Source organism: Streptomyces sp. NPDC028368 (genome assembly GCF_055565615.1).
In genome coordinates, this window is the sequence record NZ_JBVHTY010000001.1 from 147083 (window position 1) to 161866 (window position 14784).

The 14784-nt window shown below is 68.9% G+C and carries 17 protein-coding genes; 13 read left to right on the forward strand and 4 right to left on the reverse strand.

What is annotated here, in order from left to right:
- The first annotated feature begins 8 nt into the window (after positions 1-8).
- From ACZ4S3_RS00715 to ACZ4S3_RS00725, 3 genes are read left to right on the forward strand one after another with little or no spacing between them, the layout of a single operon-like run.
- A complete protein-coding gene (locus ACZ4S3_RS00715) occupies positions 9-932 on the forward strand; it encodes a carbohydrate ABC transporter permease (protein WP_467924130.1) in 924 nt (307 codons plus the stop codon).
- Positions 925-1812 (forward strand): carbohydrate ABC transporter permease, encoded by an 888-nt coding sequence (locus tag ACZ4S3_RS00720; protein ID WP_467924132.1) that lies wholly within the window; start codon positions 925-927, stop codon positions 1810-1812. The genes ACZ4S3_RS00715 and ACZ4S3_RS00720 overlap by 8 nt, the downstream gene beginning before the upstream one ends.
- The gene (locus tag ACZ4S3_RS00725) at positions 1809-3212 is read left to right on the forward strand and encodes a GH1 family beta-glucosidase (RefSeq protein ID WP_467924134.1); all 1404 of its coding nucleotides are present in this window, start codon (positions 1809-1811) and stop codon (positions 3210-3212) included. The genes ACZ4S3_RS00720 and ACZ4S3_RS00725 overlap by 4 nt, the downstream gene beginning before the upstream one ends.
- On the opposite strand, the gene ACZ4S3_RS00730 is transcribed toward ACZ4S3_RS00725, so the two are convergent.
- A complete protein-coding gene (locus ACZ4S3_RS00730) occupies positions 3202-3612 on the reverse strand; it encodes an organic hydroperoxide resistance protein (protein ID WP_467924136.1) in 411 nt (136 codons plus the stop codon). The two genes, ACZ4S3_RS00725 and ACZ4S3_RS00730, sit on opposite strands and share 11 nt — an antisense overlap.
- Before the next feature lie 160 nt (positions 3613-3772).
- Between ACZ4S3_RS00730 and ACZ4S3_RS00735 the strand changes: the two genes are divergently transcribed.
- The 7 genes from ACZ4S3_RS00735 (at position 3773) to ACZ4S3_RS00765 (ending at position 9243) form a co-directional block, all read left to right on the forward strand.
- Entirely contained in the window at positions 3773-4225 is a 453-nt protein-coding gene (locus ACZ4S3_RS00735; RefSeq protein WP_467924138.1) for a MarR family winged helix-turn-helix transcriptional regulator, read from the forward strand.
- Between the two features lie 292 nt (positions 4226-4517).
- The gene (locus tag ACZ4S3_RS00740; protein ID WP_467924140.1) at positions 4518-4751 is read left to right on the forward strand and encodes an acyl carrier protein; all 234 of its coding nucleotides are present in this window, start codon (positions 4518-4520) and stop codon (positions 4749-4751) included.
- Entirely contained in the window at positions 4748-5989 is a 1242-nt protein-coding gene (locus ACZ4S3_RS00745) for a beta-ketoacyl-[acyl-carrier-protein] synthase family protein (RefSeq protein ID WP_467924142.1), read from the forward strand. Before ACZ4S3_RS00740 ends, ACZ4S3_RS00745 begins: the two co-directional genes overlap by 4 nt.
- 93 nt (positions 5990-6082) lie before the next feature.
- Positions 6083-6982 carry an alpha/beta fold hydrolase gene (locus ACZ4S3_RS00750; protein ID WP_467924144.1) on the forward strand — a complete coding sequence of 300 codons (900 nt, stop codon included), beginning with the start codon at positions 6083-6085 and terminating at the stop codon, positions 6980-6982.
- Between the two features lie 97 nt (positions 6983-7079).
- Positions 7080-7397: an ArsR/SmtB family transcription factor gene (locus ACZ4S3_RS00755; RefSeq protein WP_467924146.1), complete on the forward strand. Its 318-nt coding sequence runs from the start codon at positions 7080-7082 to the stop codon at positions 7395-7397.
- Positions 7394-8245, forward strand: a complete 852-nt coding sequence (locus ACZ4S3_RS00760; RefSeq protein ID WP_467924148.1) for an SRPBCC family protein — start codon at positions 7394-7396, stop codon at positions 8243-8245. Before ACZ4S3_RS00755 ends, ACZ4S3_RS00760 begins: the two co-directional genes overlap by 4 nt.
- Positions 8246-8682: 437 nt before the next feature.
- Complete coding sequence (locus ACZ4S3_RS00765; RefSeq protein WP_467924150.1) at positions 8683-9243, forward strand: transglycosylase SLT domain-containing protein; 561 nt, start codon at positions 8683-8685, stop codon at positions 9241-9243.
- A 169-nt stretch (positions 9244-9412) separates the two neighbouring features.
- Here the strand turns inward: ACZ4S3_RS00765 and ACZ4S3_RS00770 are convergent, their stop codons facing one another.
- Positions 9413-9721 (reverse strand): hypothetical protein, encoded by a 309-nt coding sequence (locus ACZ4S3_RS00770; protein WP_467924152.1) that lies wholly within the window; start codon positions 9719-9721, stop codon positions 9413-9415.
- Positions 9722-10430: 709 nt separating this feature from the next.
- On the opposite strand from ACZ4S3_RS00770, the gene ACZ4S3_RS00775 reads away from it, so the two are divergent.
- The 3 genes from ACZ4S3_RS00775 (at position 10431) to ACZ4S3_RS00785 (ending at position 12905) form a co-directional block, all read left to right on the forward strand.
- Complete coding sequence (locus ACZ4S3_RS00775; RefSeq protein ID WP_467924154.1) at positions 10431-11078, forward strand: transglycosylase SLT domain-containing protein; 648 nt, start codon at positions 10431-10433, stop codon at positions 11076-11078.
- Between the two features lie 333 nt (positions 11079-11411).
- Entirely contained in the window at positions 11412-12269 is an 858-nt protein-coding gene (locus tag ACZ4S3_RS00780) for a lysozyme (protein ID WP_467924157.1), read from the forward strand.
- A gap of 186 nt (positions 12270-12455) precedes the next feature.
- Positions 12456-12905, forward strand: coding sequence for a spore-associated protein A (locus ACZ4S3_RS00785; RefSeq protein WP_467924159.1), 450 nt, complete (start codon positions 12456-12458; stop codon positions 12903-12905).
- Positions 12906-12978: 73 nt separating this feature from the next.
- On the opposite strand, the gene ACZ4S3_RS00790 is transcribed toward ACZ4S3_RS00785, so the two are convergent.
- Positions 12979-13368 carry a VOC family protein gene (locus ACZ4S3_RS00790; RefSeq protein WP_467924161.1) on the reverse strand — a complete coding sequence of 130 codons (390 nt, stop codon included), beginning with the start codon at positions 13366-13368 and terminating at the stop codon, positions 12979-12981.
- Positions 13369-13475: 107 nt separating this feature from the next.
- Entirely contained in the window at positions 13476-14606 is a 1131-nt protein-coding gene (locus ACZ4S3_RS00795; protein ID WP_467924163.1) for a LacI family DNA-binding transcriptional regulator, read from the reverse strand.
- Positions 14607-14784 lie beyond the last annotated feature (178 nt).

Sequence of the window (14784 nt, forward strand, 5' to 3'; positions counted from 1 at the left end):
CGCCCGCGATGGCCATTCCCGCCCGGCTGCGCCGCATCGGCCTGCCGTATCTGCTGCTGCTGCCCGCGCTGCTGGTGGAGCTGCTGGTCCATCTCGCGCCGATGGTGATCGGCATCGTGATGAGCTTCAAGGAGCTGACCCGGCTCTACATCGGCAACTGGAACGCCGCCCCGTGGCAGGCGCTGGACAACTACCGGATCAGCGTTGACCTCGACGCCCCGGTGGGCGCCGCGCTGCTGCACTCGTTCCTGGTCACCTGTGCGTTCAGCGTGCTGTCGGTCGCGCTGTGCTGGCTCCTCGGCACCGCCGCCGCGATCTTCCTCCAGGAGAACTTCCGGGGCCGCGGCCTGCTGCGGGCGCTCTTCCTCACCCCGTACGCGCTGCCGGTCTACGCCGCCGTGATCACCTGGGCGTTCATGTTCCAAAGGGACAACGGGCTGGTCAATCACGTCCTGCACGACCAGCTGCACCTCACCGACGGCCGCCCCTTCTGGCTGCTGGGCGACAACAGCTTTGCCGCGCTGGTCGTCGTCGCGGTCTGGAAGACCTGGCCGTTCGCCTTCCTGATCGTGATGGCCGCGCTGCAGAACATCCCCCGGGATCTCTACGAGGCCGCCGCCCTCGACGGCGCGGGCATCCGCCAGCAGATCCGGCGGATCACTCTGCCCGCGCTGCGGCCCGTCAACCAGGTCCTGGTGCTGGTGCTGTTCCTGTGGACGTTCAACGACTTCAACACGCCGTACGTGCTGTTCGCCAAGGCCGCCCCGGAGGCCGCCGACCTCATCTCGATCCACATCTACCAGTCCTCGTTCGTCACCTGGAACTTCGGCACCGGCTCGGCCATGTCCGTACTGCTGCTGCTCTTTCTGCTCGTGGTGACGGCCGGCTATCTGATCGCCACCGCACGCGGAAGGAAATCTGCCGATGGCTAGCGCCGCCTCCGCCGCCAGGACCGGCCGCCGACGCTCCCCCACCGCCCCGCCGCCCTCCTTCCTCTGGATCCGCCGGATCTTCCTCACCGCGCTGACCGGCTTCGTCCTGCTGCCGGTGTACGTCATGCTCAGCAGCTCCCTCAAACCGCTGGATGACGTCTCGGGCGCCTTCCACTGGCTGCCGAGCAAGCTGACGATCCGCCCGTACCTCGACATCTGGACCACCGTCCCGCTGGCCCACTACTTCACCAACTCGCTCATCGTGGCGGGCTCCGCCACCGTCTGCTCCGTGGTGATAGCGGTCTTCGCCGCATACGCCGTCAGCCGCTACCGCTTCCGCGGCAAACGGGTCTTCACGGTGACGGTCCTGTCCACCCAGATGTTCCCGGGCATCCTCTTCCTGCTGCCGCTCTTCCTGATCTTCGTCAACATCGGGAACTCCACCGGCCTCGCCCTCTACGGCTCCCGGGGCGGCCTCATCCTCACCTATCTGACGTTCTCCCTGCCCTTTTCCATCTGGATGCTCATCGGGTACTTCGAGTCGGTGCCGCGCGAGCTGGACGAGGCCGCGTACGTGGACGGCTGCGGGGCGCTCGGCGCGCTCTTTCGGATCGTGGTGCCGGCCGCGGTCCCCGGGATCGTGGCGGTCGCGGTGTACGCCTTCATGACCGCCTGGGGCGAGGTGCTGTTCGCCTCCGTGATGACCAACGACACCACCCGCACCCTGTCGGTCGGCCTGCAGGGGTACGCCACGCAGAACGACGTCTACTGGAACCAGGTCATGGCCGCATCCCTGGTCGTCAGCGTGCCGGTGGTCGCCGGGTTTCTGCTGCTGCAGCGCTATCTGGTCGCCGGGCTCACCGCTGGGGCCGTCAAATGATCCCCGCCGAAAGGCCTCCCGCAGAAAGGAACGCCGTGACCGACCGGATCGACTTCGCCGCCCTGCCGGACGACTTCACCTGGGGCGTGGCCACCTCCGCGTACCAGATCGAGGGAGCCGTCGCCGAGGACGGGCGCGCCCCCTCCATCTGGGACACCTTCGCGCACACCCCGGGCAAGACCGACAACGGCGACACTGGCGATACGGCCTGCGACCACTACCACCGCTGGCGCGAGGACATCGGCTTGATGCGCCGGCTGGGCGTCGGTGCCTACCGCTTCTCGCTCGCCTGGCCGCGGATCGTCCCGGGCGGCGAGGGCCCGGTCAACGCCAAGGGCCTGGCCTTCTACGACCGGCTGGTCGACGGCCTCCTGGAAGCGGGCATCACCCCGTCCGTCACCCTCTATCACTGGGATCTGCCGCAGGCCCTCCAGGACCGCGGCGGCTGGCCGCGGCGGGAGACCGCCGAGCATCTCGCGGCGTACGCCTCGATCGCGGCCGGCACGCTCGGCGACCGCGTCCACCACTGGGCAACCCTCAACGAACCCCTGTGCTCCGCCTGGATCGGCCACCTCGAAGGCCGGATGGCACCGGGGCTCACGGACCTCACGGCCGCCGTCCGCGCCTCGTACCATCTCCTGCTCGGCCACGGCCTGGCCGTTCAGGCGATCCGGGCCGCGGCCCCGCATGCCGAGGTCGGCATCGTCAACAACCTCAGCACCATCGCGCCCGCCACCGGCTCCGCGTCCGACGCCGCGGCGGCACGACGGATGGACGGACACACCAACCGCTGGTGGCTCGACCCCGTGCACGGCCGCGGCTTTCCCGCGGATATGCGGGAGGTGTACGGAGTGGATCTGCCCGAGCGCGACGGCGATCAGGCGATCATCGCGCAGCCGCTGGACTGGCTCGGCCTGAACTACTACTTCCCGTCCGTGGTCACCGCCGACCCGGCCGGACCACCGCCGTTCGCCCACCCGGTACGCCGGCTGCACGTGCCCCGGACGGGCATGGACTGGGAAATCGACCCGGCCGGCATCGAGACCCTGCTCCTGCGGCTGACCGACGAATACGCCCCGCGCAAGATCTACGTCACCGAGAACGGCTCCGCCTACCCCGACGTCGTCCGCCCCGAGGGCACCGTCGAGGACCCCGAGCGCACCGAGTACCTCCACCGTCATGTCGCCGCCTGCGCCCGCGCGGCCCGGAAGGGCGCCCCGCTGGCCGGATACTTCGCCTGGTCCCTGATGGACAACTTCGAGTGGGCGTACGGCTACGACAAGCGATTTGGCCTGTGCCATGTCGACTACGCGACCCAGCGGCGCACCCTCAAGGACAGCGGCCGGCACTACGCGGGGCTGATCCGCCGTGGCTCCAGGCCTGCCCGTCCTATTCGATGACGAGCTCGACGTCGATGTTGCCGCGGGTGGCCTTGGAGTACGGGCAGTACTGGTGGGTCGCCTCGACCAGCTGACGGCCGGTCTCACCCGCGAGGGTGTCCGGCAGCTCCACCCGCATGATCACGCCCAGCCCGAAGCCGGTGTCGTCCTTGCCGATGGAGACCTCGGCGGTCACCGAGACATCCTTGGTGTCGATCTTCATCTGACGCCCGACATTGCCCATCGCGCTGGCGAAGCAGGCCGCGTATCCGGCGGCGAAGAGCTGCTCGGGGTTGGTGCCCGCGCCGCTGCCCCCGAGCGCCGGCGGCATCGCGAGGGCGAGGTCGATCTGTCCGTCGGAGCTGACGGCCCGGCCCTCGCGGCCATTGGCGGTGGCGACAGCGGTGTACAGCGCGTCCATCGGAATCCCCTTTGTTCTGGTGAGTTCTCGTGTGTGGCGTGGCCTTCGTCGGCCCGGCGGCCGTTTCCCCGGCCGCCGACACCGCAACCATTGCACACATCTAAGTTGCATGCAACTAAGTTGCACACAACTGAATAGTCCGACGAGCTAACCTGGACCCATGACCACGCTCCCGGTGCCCGAATCCGAACTGCTCCGCCTCGACCACCAGGTCTGCTTCCAGCTGCACGCCGCATCGCGCGCCTTCGGCAGCGTCTACCGGGACGCCCTCAAGGATCTCGGCCTGACCTACCCCCAATACCTGGCCATGCTGGTCCTCTGGGAGCACGGCCCGCAGCCCGTCAAGGCCATCGGCGAGCAGCTGCGGCTGGACTCCGGCACCCTCTCCCCGCTCCTCAAACGGCTGGAGGCCGCCGGCCTGGTGCGCCGCGAGCGCAGCGCCGAGGACGAGCGGTCGGTCACCGTCCATCTGACGACGGCGGGCGAGGACCTGCGGACCCAGGCCCTGCCGGTCCCCCGCCGGATGCTGGCCGCGACCGGCCTGACCGTCGAGGAACTTCGTACGCTGCGGGGCCTGTTGGGACGGGTCACCGACGCCCTCGACGAGGCCTGACCGGGCGCTGCGGGCGGACCCGGGCGCAGCCGCGGCCGAGTCCGGCGGCGTTCGCCCCGTACCCTCCGTCGGCCCGTGCCGTTAGGAGAGACAGGTGCCATCCGGGGTGCGCGGCACCGGGCCGCACACTTCCTCGCATCACCTGGTTCGCTCATCACTCCATTGAGCTACCGAGGTTGGGGAGTTTTCCTGACAAAGGCGTATAAATGGTGGCCGAACCAGCCGGAGCCGCCGGCGAGCACCCGCCAGGACGCGGTTGGCAGCACGCCTACGAACAGCGGAGGAGCGCCACGTGAATGCGGCAGAAGTTGTCAAAGACCTGCTGGTCCAACGATTCGGTGTCGTCAAGGCCGACATCAGCCACGAGACCCCGCTGCGCACCCTGCGGATGGACTCCCTGGCGCTGGAGGAACTCCGCGTGCTCATCGAGGACCGGCTGGACATCGACCTCGACGAGGTGGCGCTGACCTCGCGGGACACGGTGGGTGCGCTGGTGGCGGCCGTCGACGGCAAAGTCGCCGCATGACGGCCCGGCAGCAGCCGTTCTCCGCGGCGGTGACGGGGCTGGGACTGGTGACCGCGGCGGGCGTCGGGGCGAAGGCCACCTGGCATTCCGTCACTCAGGACCGTGTGCCGAGCGGAGTGTCCCGGCAGGAGGAACTGACGGATCTGCCCTGCGACTTCATGTACACCGTCGCGGACCTGGATCCCGCCGCGGTGCTCGGCGTGGCCACCCAGCGGCTGATGGACCGCTTCTCGCAGCTCGCGGTGATCGCCGCCCGGGAAGCGATCGCGGATGCCGGGCTGGAGCCGGACACCTGGGACAGCAGCCGGGTCGCGGTGGTCATCGGCTCCGCACACGGCGGGCTGCCCTTCTACGACGAGCAGCACGTCGCCATGTCGCAGCGCGGCGCGCGGCGGGTCTCCCCCAAGCTCGCCCCGCTGACCGTCATCAACAGCGCGGCCAGCAGCGTCTGCACGGACCTCGGTGTGCACGGTCCCAGCTTCGGCGTGGCGACCGCCTGTTCCTCCGGCACGGTCGCCCTGGGCACGGCGCACCAGCTGCTGCGTGCCGGGGTCTGCGATATCGCCATCGCCGGCGGCGCGGAGTCGACCGTCTCCCGGCTGCTGATCGCCAGCGCATGCCAGATGAAGGCGGTCTCCACCCGGCGGGAGAACCCGGCCGCGGCCTGCCGGCCCTTCGACGCGGAGCGGGACGGCTTCGTGGTCGGCGAGGGCTCCGGTCTGCTCGTACTGGAGCGGCCCGAGCATGCCCGCGCCCGCGGGGCCACGGTCCGCGCCCGGATCGCCGGCTACGGCGCGTCCAGCGATGCGTACGGCGCGGTCGCTCCGGATCCTGACGGCAAGGGCGTCGAGCGGGCGCTGCGGACGGCGATGGCGGACGCGGATATCGCGGCGGGCGATGTCGGGTACGTCAATGCGCACGGCACCTCGACGGTCGTCAACGACCTGATCGAGGCCACGATGCTGGAGCGGGTGCTCGGCGGTCATCCCCTTGTCTCGTCCACCAAGGCCATGACCGGGCACACTCTGGGCGCCGCCGGCGGCATCGAGGCGGCCCTCACCGTGCTGGCCCTGGAGCATCAGCTGGTGCCGCCGACCGCCAATCTCGACGTACCGGATCCGCGGATCCCGATCGAGATCGTGCGCGAGGAGGCCCGGCCCGCGACGTTCGGCTGTGCGGTCAAGACGTCGCTCGGCTTCGGCGGGCACAATGCCGCGCTCGTGCTGACTCGCGCTTAGCCCATCCGCACCCCACCGACTGCGACCACCGGGAGCGGGCGTGCCACGTCGGCGCAGCCCGTTCCCGTCGGTCTTCCCGAGAAGGAATCCGCCATGCCCGAGGAATCGATCCGCTCTTTGTCGGTGAGCGGGGTGTCCTATTCGTACCGGGTGCTCCGACAGCCGGACCGGATCACCGAACCCGTCATGGTCCTGGGGGGTGCGCTGCAGGGGATGTTCGGCTGGCCGCAGATGGAGGACGAGGTGGGGCCGGTGGCGGACGTCGTGACCGCCGACCTGCCCGGGATGGGAAGCGCCGACCCGCTGCCCCCGGGGCCCAGCATCGGCATGGTGTGCGCGGCGATCGAGCGGGTCATCGACGACCTGGACGTCGCGCAGATCAACCTCTTCGGCTTCTCCTACGGCGCGGGCCTCGCCTACGAGTGCGCCCAGCGCTTCCCGCGCCGTATCGCGCGGCTGGTGCTCGGCGGGGTACCGGCACACATCACCACCGCCCAGCTCGATCACTGGAGGCGGGCGGCCGACCATCTCGCGCAGGGCGAATTGGAGTCCTTCGCCACACTGGTCACCGAGGGTCTGATGTGTCTTGACGAGCGCCGGCATGTCACCAAGCGGCGGCTGGCCTACCGCTATGTCCGGCGCTCGATGCTGCAAGCCGCCCGGCACTCGCCGCATGCCGTCGACTCGCTGCGCCGCGCGCTGATGGACCGCCCGGACTTCTCCTGCGGTCTGACCGGCGTACCGACGCTCGTTTTCAGTGGCGAGCACGACACGGTGACTCCGCCGGCCCTACAGCGGGACTTCGCGTCCACCATCCTCGGCAGCCGCTTTCTGACGATTCCCGACGCCGACCACTGGGTGGTGCTCGAGCGCCCGCAGGAGGTCGCGGACCTGGTCGCCCGGTTTTTCACCGACGCACCCCTGAGTTCGGCGACGTGTCTGATCCCGGCGGTGCGCGAGGAGCTGACACTGGTCGACCCGGCGTATGCATAGGGGCCGCCGATGGGCGGATCCTGTGCTCTGGACGGTCTGAGCTGCGAGAATTTACATTCCCTTGCGGTTATATAGCCGACTGGTGATACTTAGATGTATGCCCATACCGTTCGACGTACTCGCGGAACCGAGCCGGCGCAAGATCCTCGATCTGCTCCTGGAGCGGCCCCATCTGGTCGGTGAGCTCACGGAGCGGGTCGGGCTGAGCCAGCCCGGCACCTCCAAGCATCTGCGGGTGCTGCGCGAGGCCGGTCTCGTACAGGTCCGGCAGGACGCCCAGCGCCGCTGGTACGAACTGCGGCCCGAGCCGCTTGCGGAGCTCGACGCCTGGCTCGCGCACTACCGGCACCTGTGGACCGGCAGCCTCGACGCCCTCGAACGGCATCTCGACGCCATGGAGGACGACCCCCGATGAACAACCCCCACTCCGACTCCCTCACCACCGCCGATGGCCGCACCGCGCTGCGTATGGAACGCCGGCTGTCCCATCCGCCCGAGAAGGTCTGGGCCGCGATCACGGACCCGGCCCGGATCGGGCAGTGGTTCCCGTCCGAGGTCACGGTGGAGCTCCGGCCCGGCGGGGCGATGAGCTTCTCCATGCCCGGAGTGACCGGCATCGCCATGACCGGCACGGTCACCGATGCCGACGAGCCCCGCCTCTTCGCCTTCACCTGGGGCGAGGACCATCTGAGCTGGGAGATCACCCCCGACGGGGACGGCTCGCTGCTGACCTTGGTGCACACCTTCGGCGACCGTTTCGGCGCCGCGAGCTTCGCCTCCGGCTGGCATCTGTGCATCACCGCGCTGTCGCAGCTGCTCGACGGTGAATCGACGGCGGTGTATCCCGACTCGGGCGCGCTGCACGAGGCGTACCTCGAGCAATTCGATCTCGGCCACGGCACCGTCGAGGAGACCGCGGACGGCCCGCGGATCCGCTTCGAGCGGCAGCTCGTCCGGCCTGCCGACGCCGTCTGGGCCGCGCTGACCGCGGGCGATGAGCCGTCGCCGGGCGCGCCCGCCCCGGAGGGCTTCACGGCGGAGAAGGTCCCGGGCGGGCCCGTCACCGAGGTCCGGGCGCCCGAGGTCCTCGCGTACCGCTGGCATCCGGAGGGCACGGTCCGCTGGGAGCTGCGGCCGGGCACCGGCCACGGTCCCCGTCTCGTGCTCACCCAGACCGGGCCGCGGGGGTTCGATACGGCGGCGGCGCTGGCCGCATGGCACTCGCGTATCGAGCATCTGGCGGCTCGGCTGCTGGAGGACTGACCGGCGAGCGGCACCGGCTTGTGCGCCCCCTGCGTTGCGGCACGCAGGGGGCGCCGTCGCGTTTCGGGAGAAAGACGTCCGAAACGCCCATCGGCCGTGTGAGCCAGACAACTTTGAGGGCTTCCGGAAGCCAGGTTTTCGCGCCCGCCAAGTGATGCCGGGCACAGGGCGTACGTCACGTACGAGCTTCCCTAGTCGATGCCATTGCGGCGCAGGGCGCCAGACACGGGCTCCATACCGGACATTTCGCCGCATCTCACGAACATAGGTAGTACAAGGCACCATTGCCACCATCCAGGGCGCTGGCTAAACATATTTCCGGCAGCACCGAGAACGAGCCGGCGACTTCAGCCAGAACGGCGAGCGCGGCACAGACCCTCGGTTCTCACAAACGCCACCGAAGGCCACCCGCCACCCCCTGGAAGAGGTCACTCCGTATGCCCAGCATCACCATGCCCCGCACCGCCCGCATCGGCCGCACGCACAAGTTCTCCGCGGCGCTGGTGGCCACCGCGAGCTGCGCAGCGGCCGTTGCACTGGCGACGCCGAGCCAGGCCGCTACGCCGGCCGACCACGCGGTCACCGCGTCGGTCGCCGACCACATGACGGTCACCGCGGTCGCCAAGCAGGCGCACACCGCGAAGCAGACCGCGTCCAAGGCGGAGAGCAAGCAGAACGGGAACAACCTGGACGGCTGGATCCGCCAGTCCCTGGACATCATGAAGGCCAAGGGCATCCCCGGCTCCTACGAGGGTCTGAAGCGCAACATCATGCGTGAGTCCAGCGGCAACCCCAACGCCGTCAACGGCTATGACGTCAACGCCGTCAACGGCGTCCCGTCCAAGGGTCTGCTGCAGGTGATCCAGCCCACCTTCGACAGCTACCACGTCAAGGGCACCGCCAATAACCTCACCGACCCGGTCGCCAACATCACCGCCGCGGCCAACTACGCGGCCGACCGCTACGGCTCCATCGACAAGGTCAACTCCGCCTACTGAGCGGCGGAGCACCGCAACACCACAGCTGCACCACGGCAGCAGCAACGGCAGCAGCAACGGCAGCAGCAACGGCAGCAGCAACGGCAGTGGCAACGGCAGTGGCAACGGCAGTGGCCCTGCCCGCATCTCGCGGGCAGGGCCACTGCCGTTTTGCGTCACTGACCAGGCATCAGTACCTGCGGTCGCCCAGCAGTCCGCCGCCGAGCAGGGCGTGGAGCAGGCGGCCGACGAGGAACAGGCCTTCCCGGTCCCGCTCGTCGCGGTGGTTGCGGCGCTTCTTGCCGCTCTCGCGACGGGCGCCGTCGAGGCGGTCGTCGAAGCGGTTGTGGCGGTGGTCACCGTCGTAGCGCATGTGCTGACCCTGGCTGTGGTGCATGCGCTGGCCCTGGTCGGGGGCGGGCGCCGCAGCGGCGCCCCCGGTGGCGATGACGCCCGCCACAAGGGCCCCGGTGAGAACGGTGGATACACGACGAAGCATGAGCTCTTCCCTACGCTGAGTGAGTGGGGGACTACTGCTTGCAGTCTCACCATCAGGCACACGCGGGTCCGCGGCCACACGACAGCTCCGGATGGTGCTGCGAACGGCCCATCAGCACCGCCGTTTCGCCGTAGCGACGTTCCCTGACGGCCTAGTGCCGCGACGGCGACGGACGAGGGCGACGAACGAGGGTGACGTGGCGCACGCTTTCACCGCACCCGCGACGCGAATTCCCGTTCTGCAAAGGGCCGGGCGGAGTGCCCTGGGCCACAATTGCGGATTCCCGGACGGTCCTTTCGCGGATTACTCCTCATTCCCCTCCCCGCTTTCGGCGTGCGGGGCGGCCCGGGAAAGCCCAATTCGCATGTGAGCCAGGCAACTTTGGCAGGGTCCAGGAAAGCGGCTAAGGCCCCCGCGAGGTGATGCCGGGCACAGGGCGTACGTCACGTACGAGCTTCCCTAGTGGGCGAAATGCGGGGCCACCGGCGAGAAATGGACCCGGTTCCGGAGATCGCAGCGGTTCTCACGAAGGTGCCTAGTACAAGCCATCATTGCCAGCGGCTGGGGCGATCGCTAACTATGGATTTGCGCCGGGAACGAGCCAGCGAATTCCGCCCCCAAGGGCGAGCGCAGCGAATAACTCCCGGACGCCTTTCGCGCCAACGAAGGCCGACTCCCCGTCCCCAGCACCTGGAAGAGGTCACTCCGCATGCCTAGCTTCACCCTGCCCCGCACTGCCCGCATTACCCGCATTACCCGTACTCACAAGGTCGCCACCGCCGTCCTGGTCGCCGCCGGCGCCACCACGGCCCTCGCCGTCACCGCCGAGCCGAGCACCGCGCACGCCGAGGCCGCGCACGCCCCGGCCGCGGTCAAGCCGGTCAGCGTCAACGGCCTGCCGGCCGCCGTGAACGCCAAGGGCGACGCCCCGAAGGCCCAGCACCCGGCGATCGAGGCCGTCGCCGCCCAGGTCAAGGTCAAGGCCGCCCCCAAGGCCGCCCCCAAGGCCGTCAAGAAGGCCGAGCCGAAGCGCTACGCAGACAACCTGGACGGCTGGATCCGCCAGTCCCTGGACATCATGAAGAGCAAGGGCATCCCCGGTTCCTACGAGGGCCTGCACCGCAACATCATGCGTGAGTCCAGCGGCAACCCCAACGCCGTCAACGACTGGGACATCAACGCCATCAACGGCATCCCGTCCAAGGGTCTGCTGCAGGTGATCCAGCCCACCTTCGACACCTACCACGTCAAGGGCACCGCCGATAGGCTCACCGACCCGGTCGCCAACATCACCGCCGCGGCCAACTACGCGGCCGACCGCTACGGCTCCATCGACAACGTCAACTCCGCCTACTGAGCCACGGGAAACTGGCCGCGCATAACCGGCAGTGACCGGCAGTGCGTACGACGCGAGACATCGTGAATAAGCCGACCGGGTGGTCGGTGTAGGCAGTGCGAAGCGGCGGAATGGCGCGTTCGCCGCTGCGCAGCAAAGCGGGTCCTGGCAATTGCCGGGACCCGCTTCTCGTTGTGGCAGGGCGGCCAGTCGGGTGAGATGCCCCGGCCGGTCGGCGGACGGAGGGCCTGTTGGGCCTTAGCCGCAGTCAGTTCAGCGTATGAGTATTTTATCGGCAGGATTCTGCTCAATTTCCGCCGTACTGACCCAACCGAAGGACTTCGGAGGCACGCGATGCCCTTGCGCAGATCCGGTCCGGCCCCCCGCACACGCCATATCGCGGCCGGAACTCTCGTCTCTCTCTTCTCCGTGCTCGTGCTGCCCCTCACGCTGCCCGGTACCGCTGGGGCATCGGATGCGGGAAAGAGACCCGCCCACCCCGAGCAGGACTGGATGGGCTCCACCATCGCCGCCCACGAGGGGGGTAACCGGGCCGGGGGCTCCGAACCGCGGTCGACCAGGCCCACCGTGTCCGGCGTGGATGTCTCCAGTCACAACGGCAATGTCAAATGGTCGACGCTGCGCGAAAGCGGAGTGCGCTTCGCGTACGTCAAAGCCACGGAAGGCACCAACTACCGGAACCCCTACTTCCTGCAGCAGTACAAGGGCGCGTACGACGCCCGCATCATCCATGGCGCGTATCACTTCGCGCTGCCGGACCACTCCAGCGGTGTCGTGCAGGCGAATTACTTCGCAACCCACGGCGGCGCCTGGTCCAAGGACGGCAAGACGCTGCCGGGGGCGCTCGACATGGAGTACAACCCCTACGGTTCGACCTGCTACGGCAAGAGTCCCGCGGAGATGGTCGGCTGGATCGCGGAATTCGCCAAGACCTACCGGGCGAAGACCGGCCGCGATGCGGTGATCTACACCTCCACCAACTGGTGGAAGCGGTGCACCGGCAACTCCTCGCGGTTCGGCACCACCAACCCGCTGTGGATCCCGCGCTACGGCGGCTCCGTCGGCGCGCTGCCGGCCGGCTGGCGGTTCCACAGCATCTGGCAGCACACGTCCTCGGCCCCGAACATCGGCGACCGCAACCGCTTCAACGGCTCGGTCATCCGTCTCAAGGTTCTCGCAAACGGCGGCTGAACCAGCAGCTCCCGCGCAACAACGGCCGGTCCCCGACGCCCTCTTCGGCGCCGGGGACCGGCCGTTGTGCCCAACTTCATACGAACTTCGGAGAGTTATCGACGTACCGCACAACCATCCCGGTACGTCCGGTGTCCAACACTGCGAACTGACCACGCGACGCATACACCCGACGGGGGTATTCCCATGAAGCGTTCACGTGCCATCGCAGGATCAGCGGTGCTGGCCGTGGCAGGAATTGCCACGATGGCGACCGCCACCACCGCATCGGCCGCCACAACTGCCGCCTCCTACAACGGAGCCTGCGGGAGCGGCTACAGCGTAGTGAATTCCGTACCGGTCACCGGAAAGGGGACCGTGTACCTCACGTACAGCGCGAAGACCGGAAAGAACTGTGTCGTCACGGTGCGGAACAGTCCCGGTAAGCCCGTCTACATGTACACCTATCTCGCACCGAGCGACGGAAGTGCGGACACGGTTTACGACAGCGGCGAATACACCACCTACGCCGGCCCGGTGTATCTGCCGGCGAAGGGCCGGTGCGTCGACTGGGGCGGCACGATCGAGACCGTCAGCGTCAGTGTCGCCGGCTCCAACTGCGGCCGGATGGCGGCGGGAGTCGTCACACATCACTGAGTGAGTGCTTTTCGGGGAGCGGGCCACGGCGGCCCGCTCCCCTTCCCGTTACCTCAAGCCTTTACCGAACGGCTCACGATGCGAGGTTGCCGTACGGCTGGGTGATGATCTCCATGGCGTGGCCGGCGGGGTCCAGGAAGTACACGCCGCGTCCGCCGTGGTGGTGGTTGATCTCGCCCGGCTGCTTCTGGTGGGGATCGGCCCAATACGTGAGCCCGGCCTCCTGGATACGCGCGAACGCCGCGTCGAACTCTTCCTTCGATACGAGGAAGGCGTAGTGCTGCATCGTGATCAACTCAGGGTCCACGGTGGCGAAGTCCAGCGTGACTCCGTTGCTGGTGTCGACCGGAATGAACGGGCCCCATTCCGTTCCGACCTGCAGATCAAGGATGTGCGCCAGAAATTCGGCGGAAGCCCGGTTGTCCCGGGCGGAAATGATGGTGTGGTTCAACTCGACTGACACGGTGGAATGCCTCCAACGGGCATCTCCCGGGCACCTCCACGCCTCACCCGGCCGGTGACCGACGCGCGATGCCGTGCGGCAATCCTAAGCACGTTCGGGCGACGCTGTCACGGTGCTCCGGTGCTCTCCCGGGCTTCCAGGTGCGGCAGTTCGCCCTGCACGGTGCGCACCGGCCCGCCGTCGAGAACCGCCAGGAGTTCCTGGGCGGCCAGCCTGCCGAAGCCGGCGGTGTCGCGTACGAGCGCGGTCAGCCGGGGGTGGGTGACGCGGCACAGCGCGGAGTCGTCCCAGGCCACGATCGACAGCCCGCCCGGTACCGGAATCCCGCGTTCCGCGGCGACCGAGGCGCCGGCCACGGCCATCACATCGTTGTCGTAGATGATCGCCGTGGGCGGTTCGGCCGCGTCGAGGATGCGGCGGGTGGCCTCGGCCCCTTCGGCGTCGGAGTAGTCGGTGGTCACGGAGCGGACGTGCCGTTCGTCGAGGCCTCGCCGGTCCGCTTCGGTGCGCAGTGAGCGGATCCGGCGTTCGGTGTGCGCCAGGCCCGGCATGCCGGCCACATGCACGATGCGGCGGTGCCCGAGGCCGTGGAGGTGATCGAGGATCCGGGCCATGGCCTTGGAGTCGTCGGCCCAGACCGTGGGCAGCGGCGGGTGTGCGGCGGCCGGTTCCGTAGGGGCCGTTTCGGTACTGGCCGTTCCCTGAGTGGCCGGTTCCGTAGGGGCCGGTTGCGGGGTGGCGAGGCCGCCGACGACGACCGCGGGGAGGCCGAGCGAGGTCAGGAGCTGCGGCCGCGGGTCCTGGGTGCGCGGGTCGACGACCAGGACGCCATCCACGCGGCGCTCGGCCCACCAGCGGCGATAGAGCGCGCATTCGGTCTCCAGGTCCTCCACGACCTGGAAGAGCAGCGCGGTCCTGTGCGCGGAGAACACTTCCTGGATGCCGGAGACGAGCTGGAGGAAGAACGACTCCACGCCGAGGGTCCGGGCGGGGCGCGCGAGCACCAGGCCCACGCAGCCCGCGCGTTCGCCGGACAGCGCGCGGGCGGCGCTGTTGGCCTGCCAGCCCAGCTCCTCCGCCACCCGCCGGACCCGGGCGCGGGTGTCCTGGGAGACGCCCGGCCGGTCGTTGAGCGCGAAGGAGACGGCGCTCTCCGACACCCCCGCCCGACGGGCGATGTCCTTGATCGTCGGCCGGCGTGCGGGCTTACGGCGGGCGGCCTCACCGGGCGCTGTCATGGCGGGCTCTCCTTGTGACCTAAACCGCATTAGTGCGGCCAGTCTGATCAGCTCGGCGAGGTGTGTCAAACGAGCCTTCAGGCGTGGCAGGACGGACGTTCCGGTCGTGGGTATTGACACCTACTAAATCGCATTAGTACGGTCTGCCGCGTCGTTACCCGAGGGCGCCTCTCGCGCA

Coding starts and splice junctions, on each gene's coding strand:
- ACZ4S3_RS00715 (WP_467924130.1), top strand. CDS start 9: ATGGCCATTCCCGCCCGGCTGCGCCGCATCGGCCTGCCGTATCTGCTG.
- ACZ4S3_RS00720 (WP_467924132.1), top strand. CDS start 925: ATGGCTAGCGCCGCCTCCGCCGCCAGGACCGGCCGCCGACGCTCCCCC.
- ACZ4S3_RS00725 (WP_467924134.1), top strand. CDS start 1,809: ATGATCCCCGCCGAAAGGCCTCCCGCAGAAAGGAACGCCGTGACCGAC.
- ACZ4S3_RS00730 (WP_467924136.1), bottom strand. CDS start 3,612: ATGGACGCGCTGTACACCGCTGTCGCCACCGCCAATGGCCGCGAGGGC.
- ACZ4S3_RS00735 (WP_467924138.1), top strand. CDS start 3,773: ATGACCACGCTCCCGGTGCCCGAATCCGAACTGCTCCGCCTCGACCAC.
- ACZ4S3_RS00745 (WP_467924142.1), top strand. CDS start 4,748: ATGACGGCCCGGCAGCAGCCGTTCTCCGCGGCGGTGACGGGGCTGGGA.
- ACZ4S3_RS00750 (WP_467924144.1), top strand. CDS start 6,083: ATGCCCGAGGAATCGATCCGCTCTTTGTCGGTGAGCGGGGTGTCCTAT.
- ACZ4S3_RS00755 (WP_467924146.1), top strand. CDS start 7,080: ATGCCCATACCGTTCGACGTACTCGCGGAACCGAGCCGGCGCAAGATC.
- ACZ4S3_RS00760 (WP_467924148.1), top strand. CDS start 7,394: ATGAACAACCCCCACTCCGACTCCCTCACCACCGCCGATGGCCGCACC.
- ACZ4S3_RS00765 (WP_467924150.1), top strand. CDS start 8,683: ATGCCCAGCATCACCATGCCCCGCACCGCCCGCATCGGCCGCACGCAC.
- ACZ4S3_RS00770 (WP_467924152.1), bottom strand. CDS start 9,721: ATGCTTCGTCGTGTATCCACCGTTCTCACCGGGGCCCTTGTGGCGGGC.
- ACZ4S3_RS00775 (WP_467924154.1), top strand. CDS start 10,431: ATGCCTAGCTTCACCCTGCCCCGCACTGCCCGCATTACCCGCATTACC.
- ACZ4S3_RS00780 (WP_467924157.1), top strand. CDS start 11,412: ATGCCCTTGCGCAGATCCGGTCCGGCCCCCCGCACACGCCATATCGCG.
- ACZ4S3_RS00785 (WP_467924159.1), top strand. CDS start 12,456: ATGAAGCGTTCACGTGCCATCGCAGGATCAGCGGTGCTGGCCGTGGCA.
- ACZ4S3_RS00795 (WP_467924163.1), bottom strand. CDS start 14,606: ATGACAGCGCCCGGTGAGGCCGCCCGCCGTAAGCCCGCACGCCGGCCG.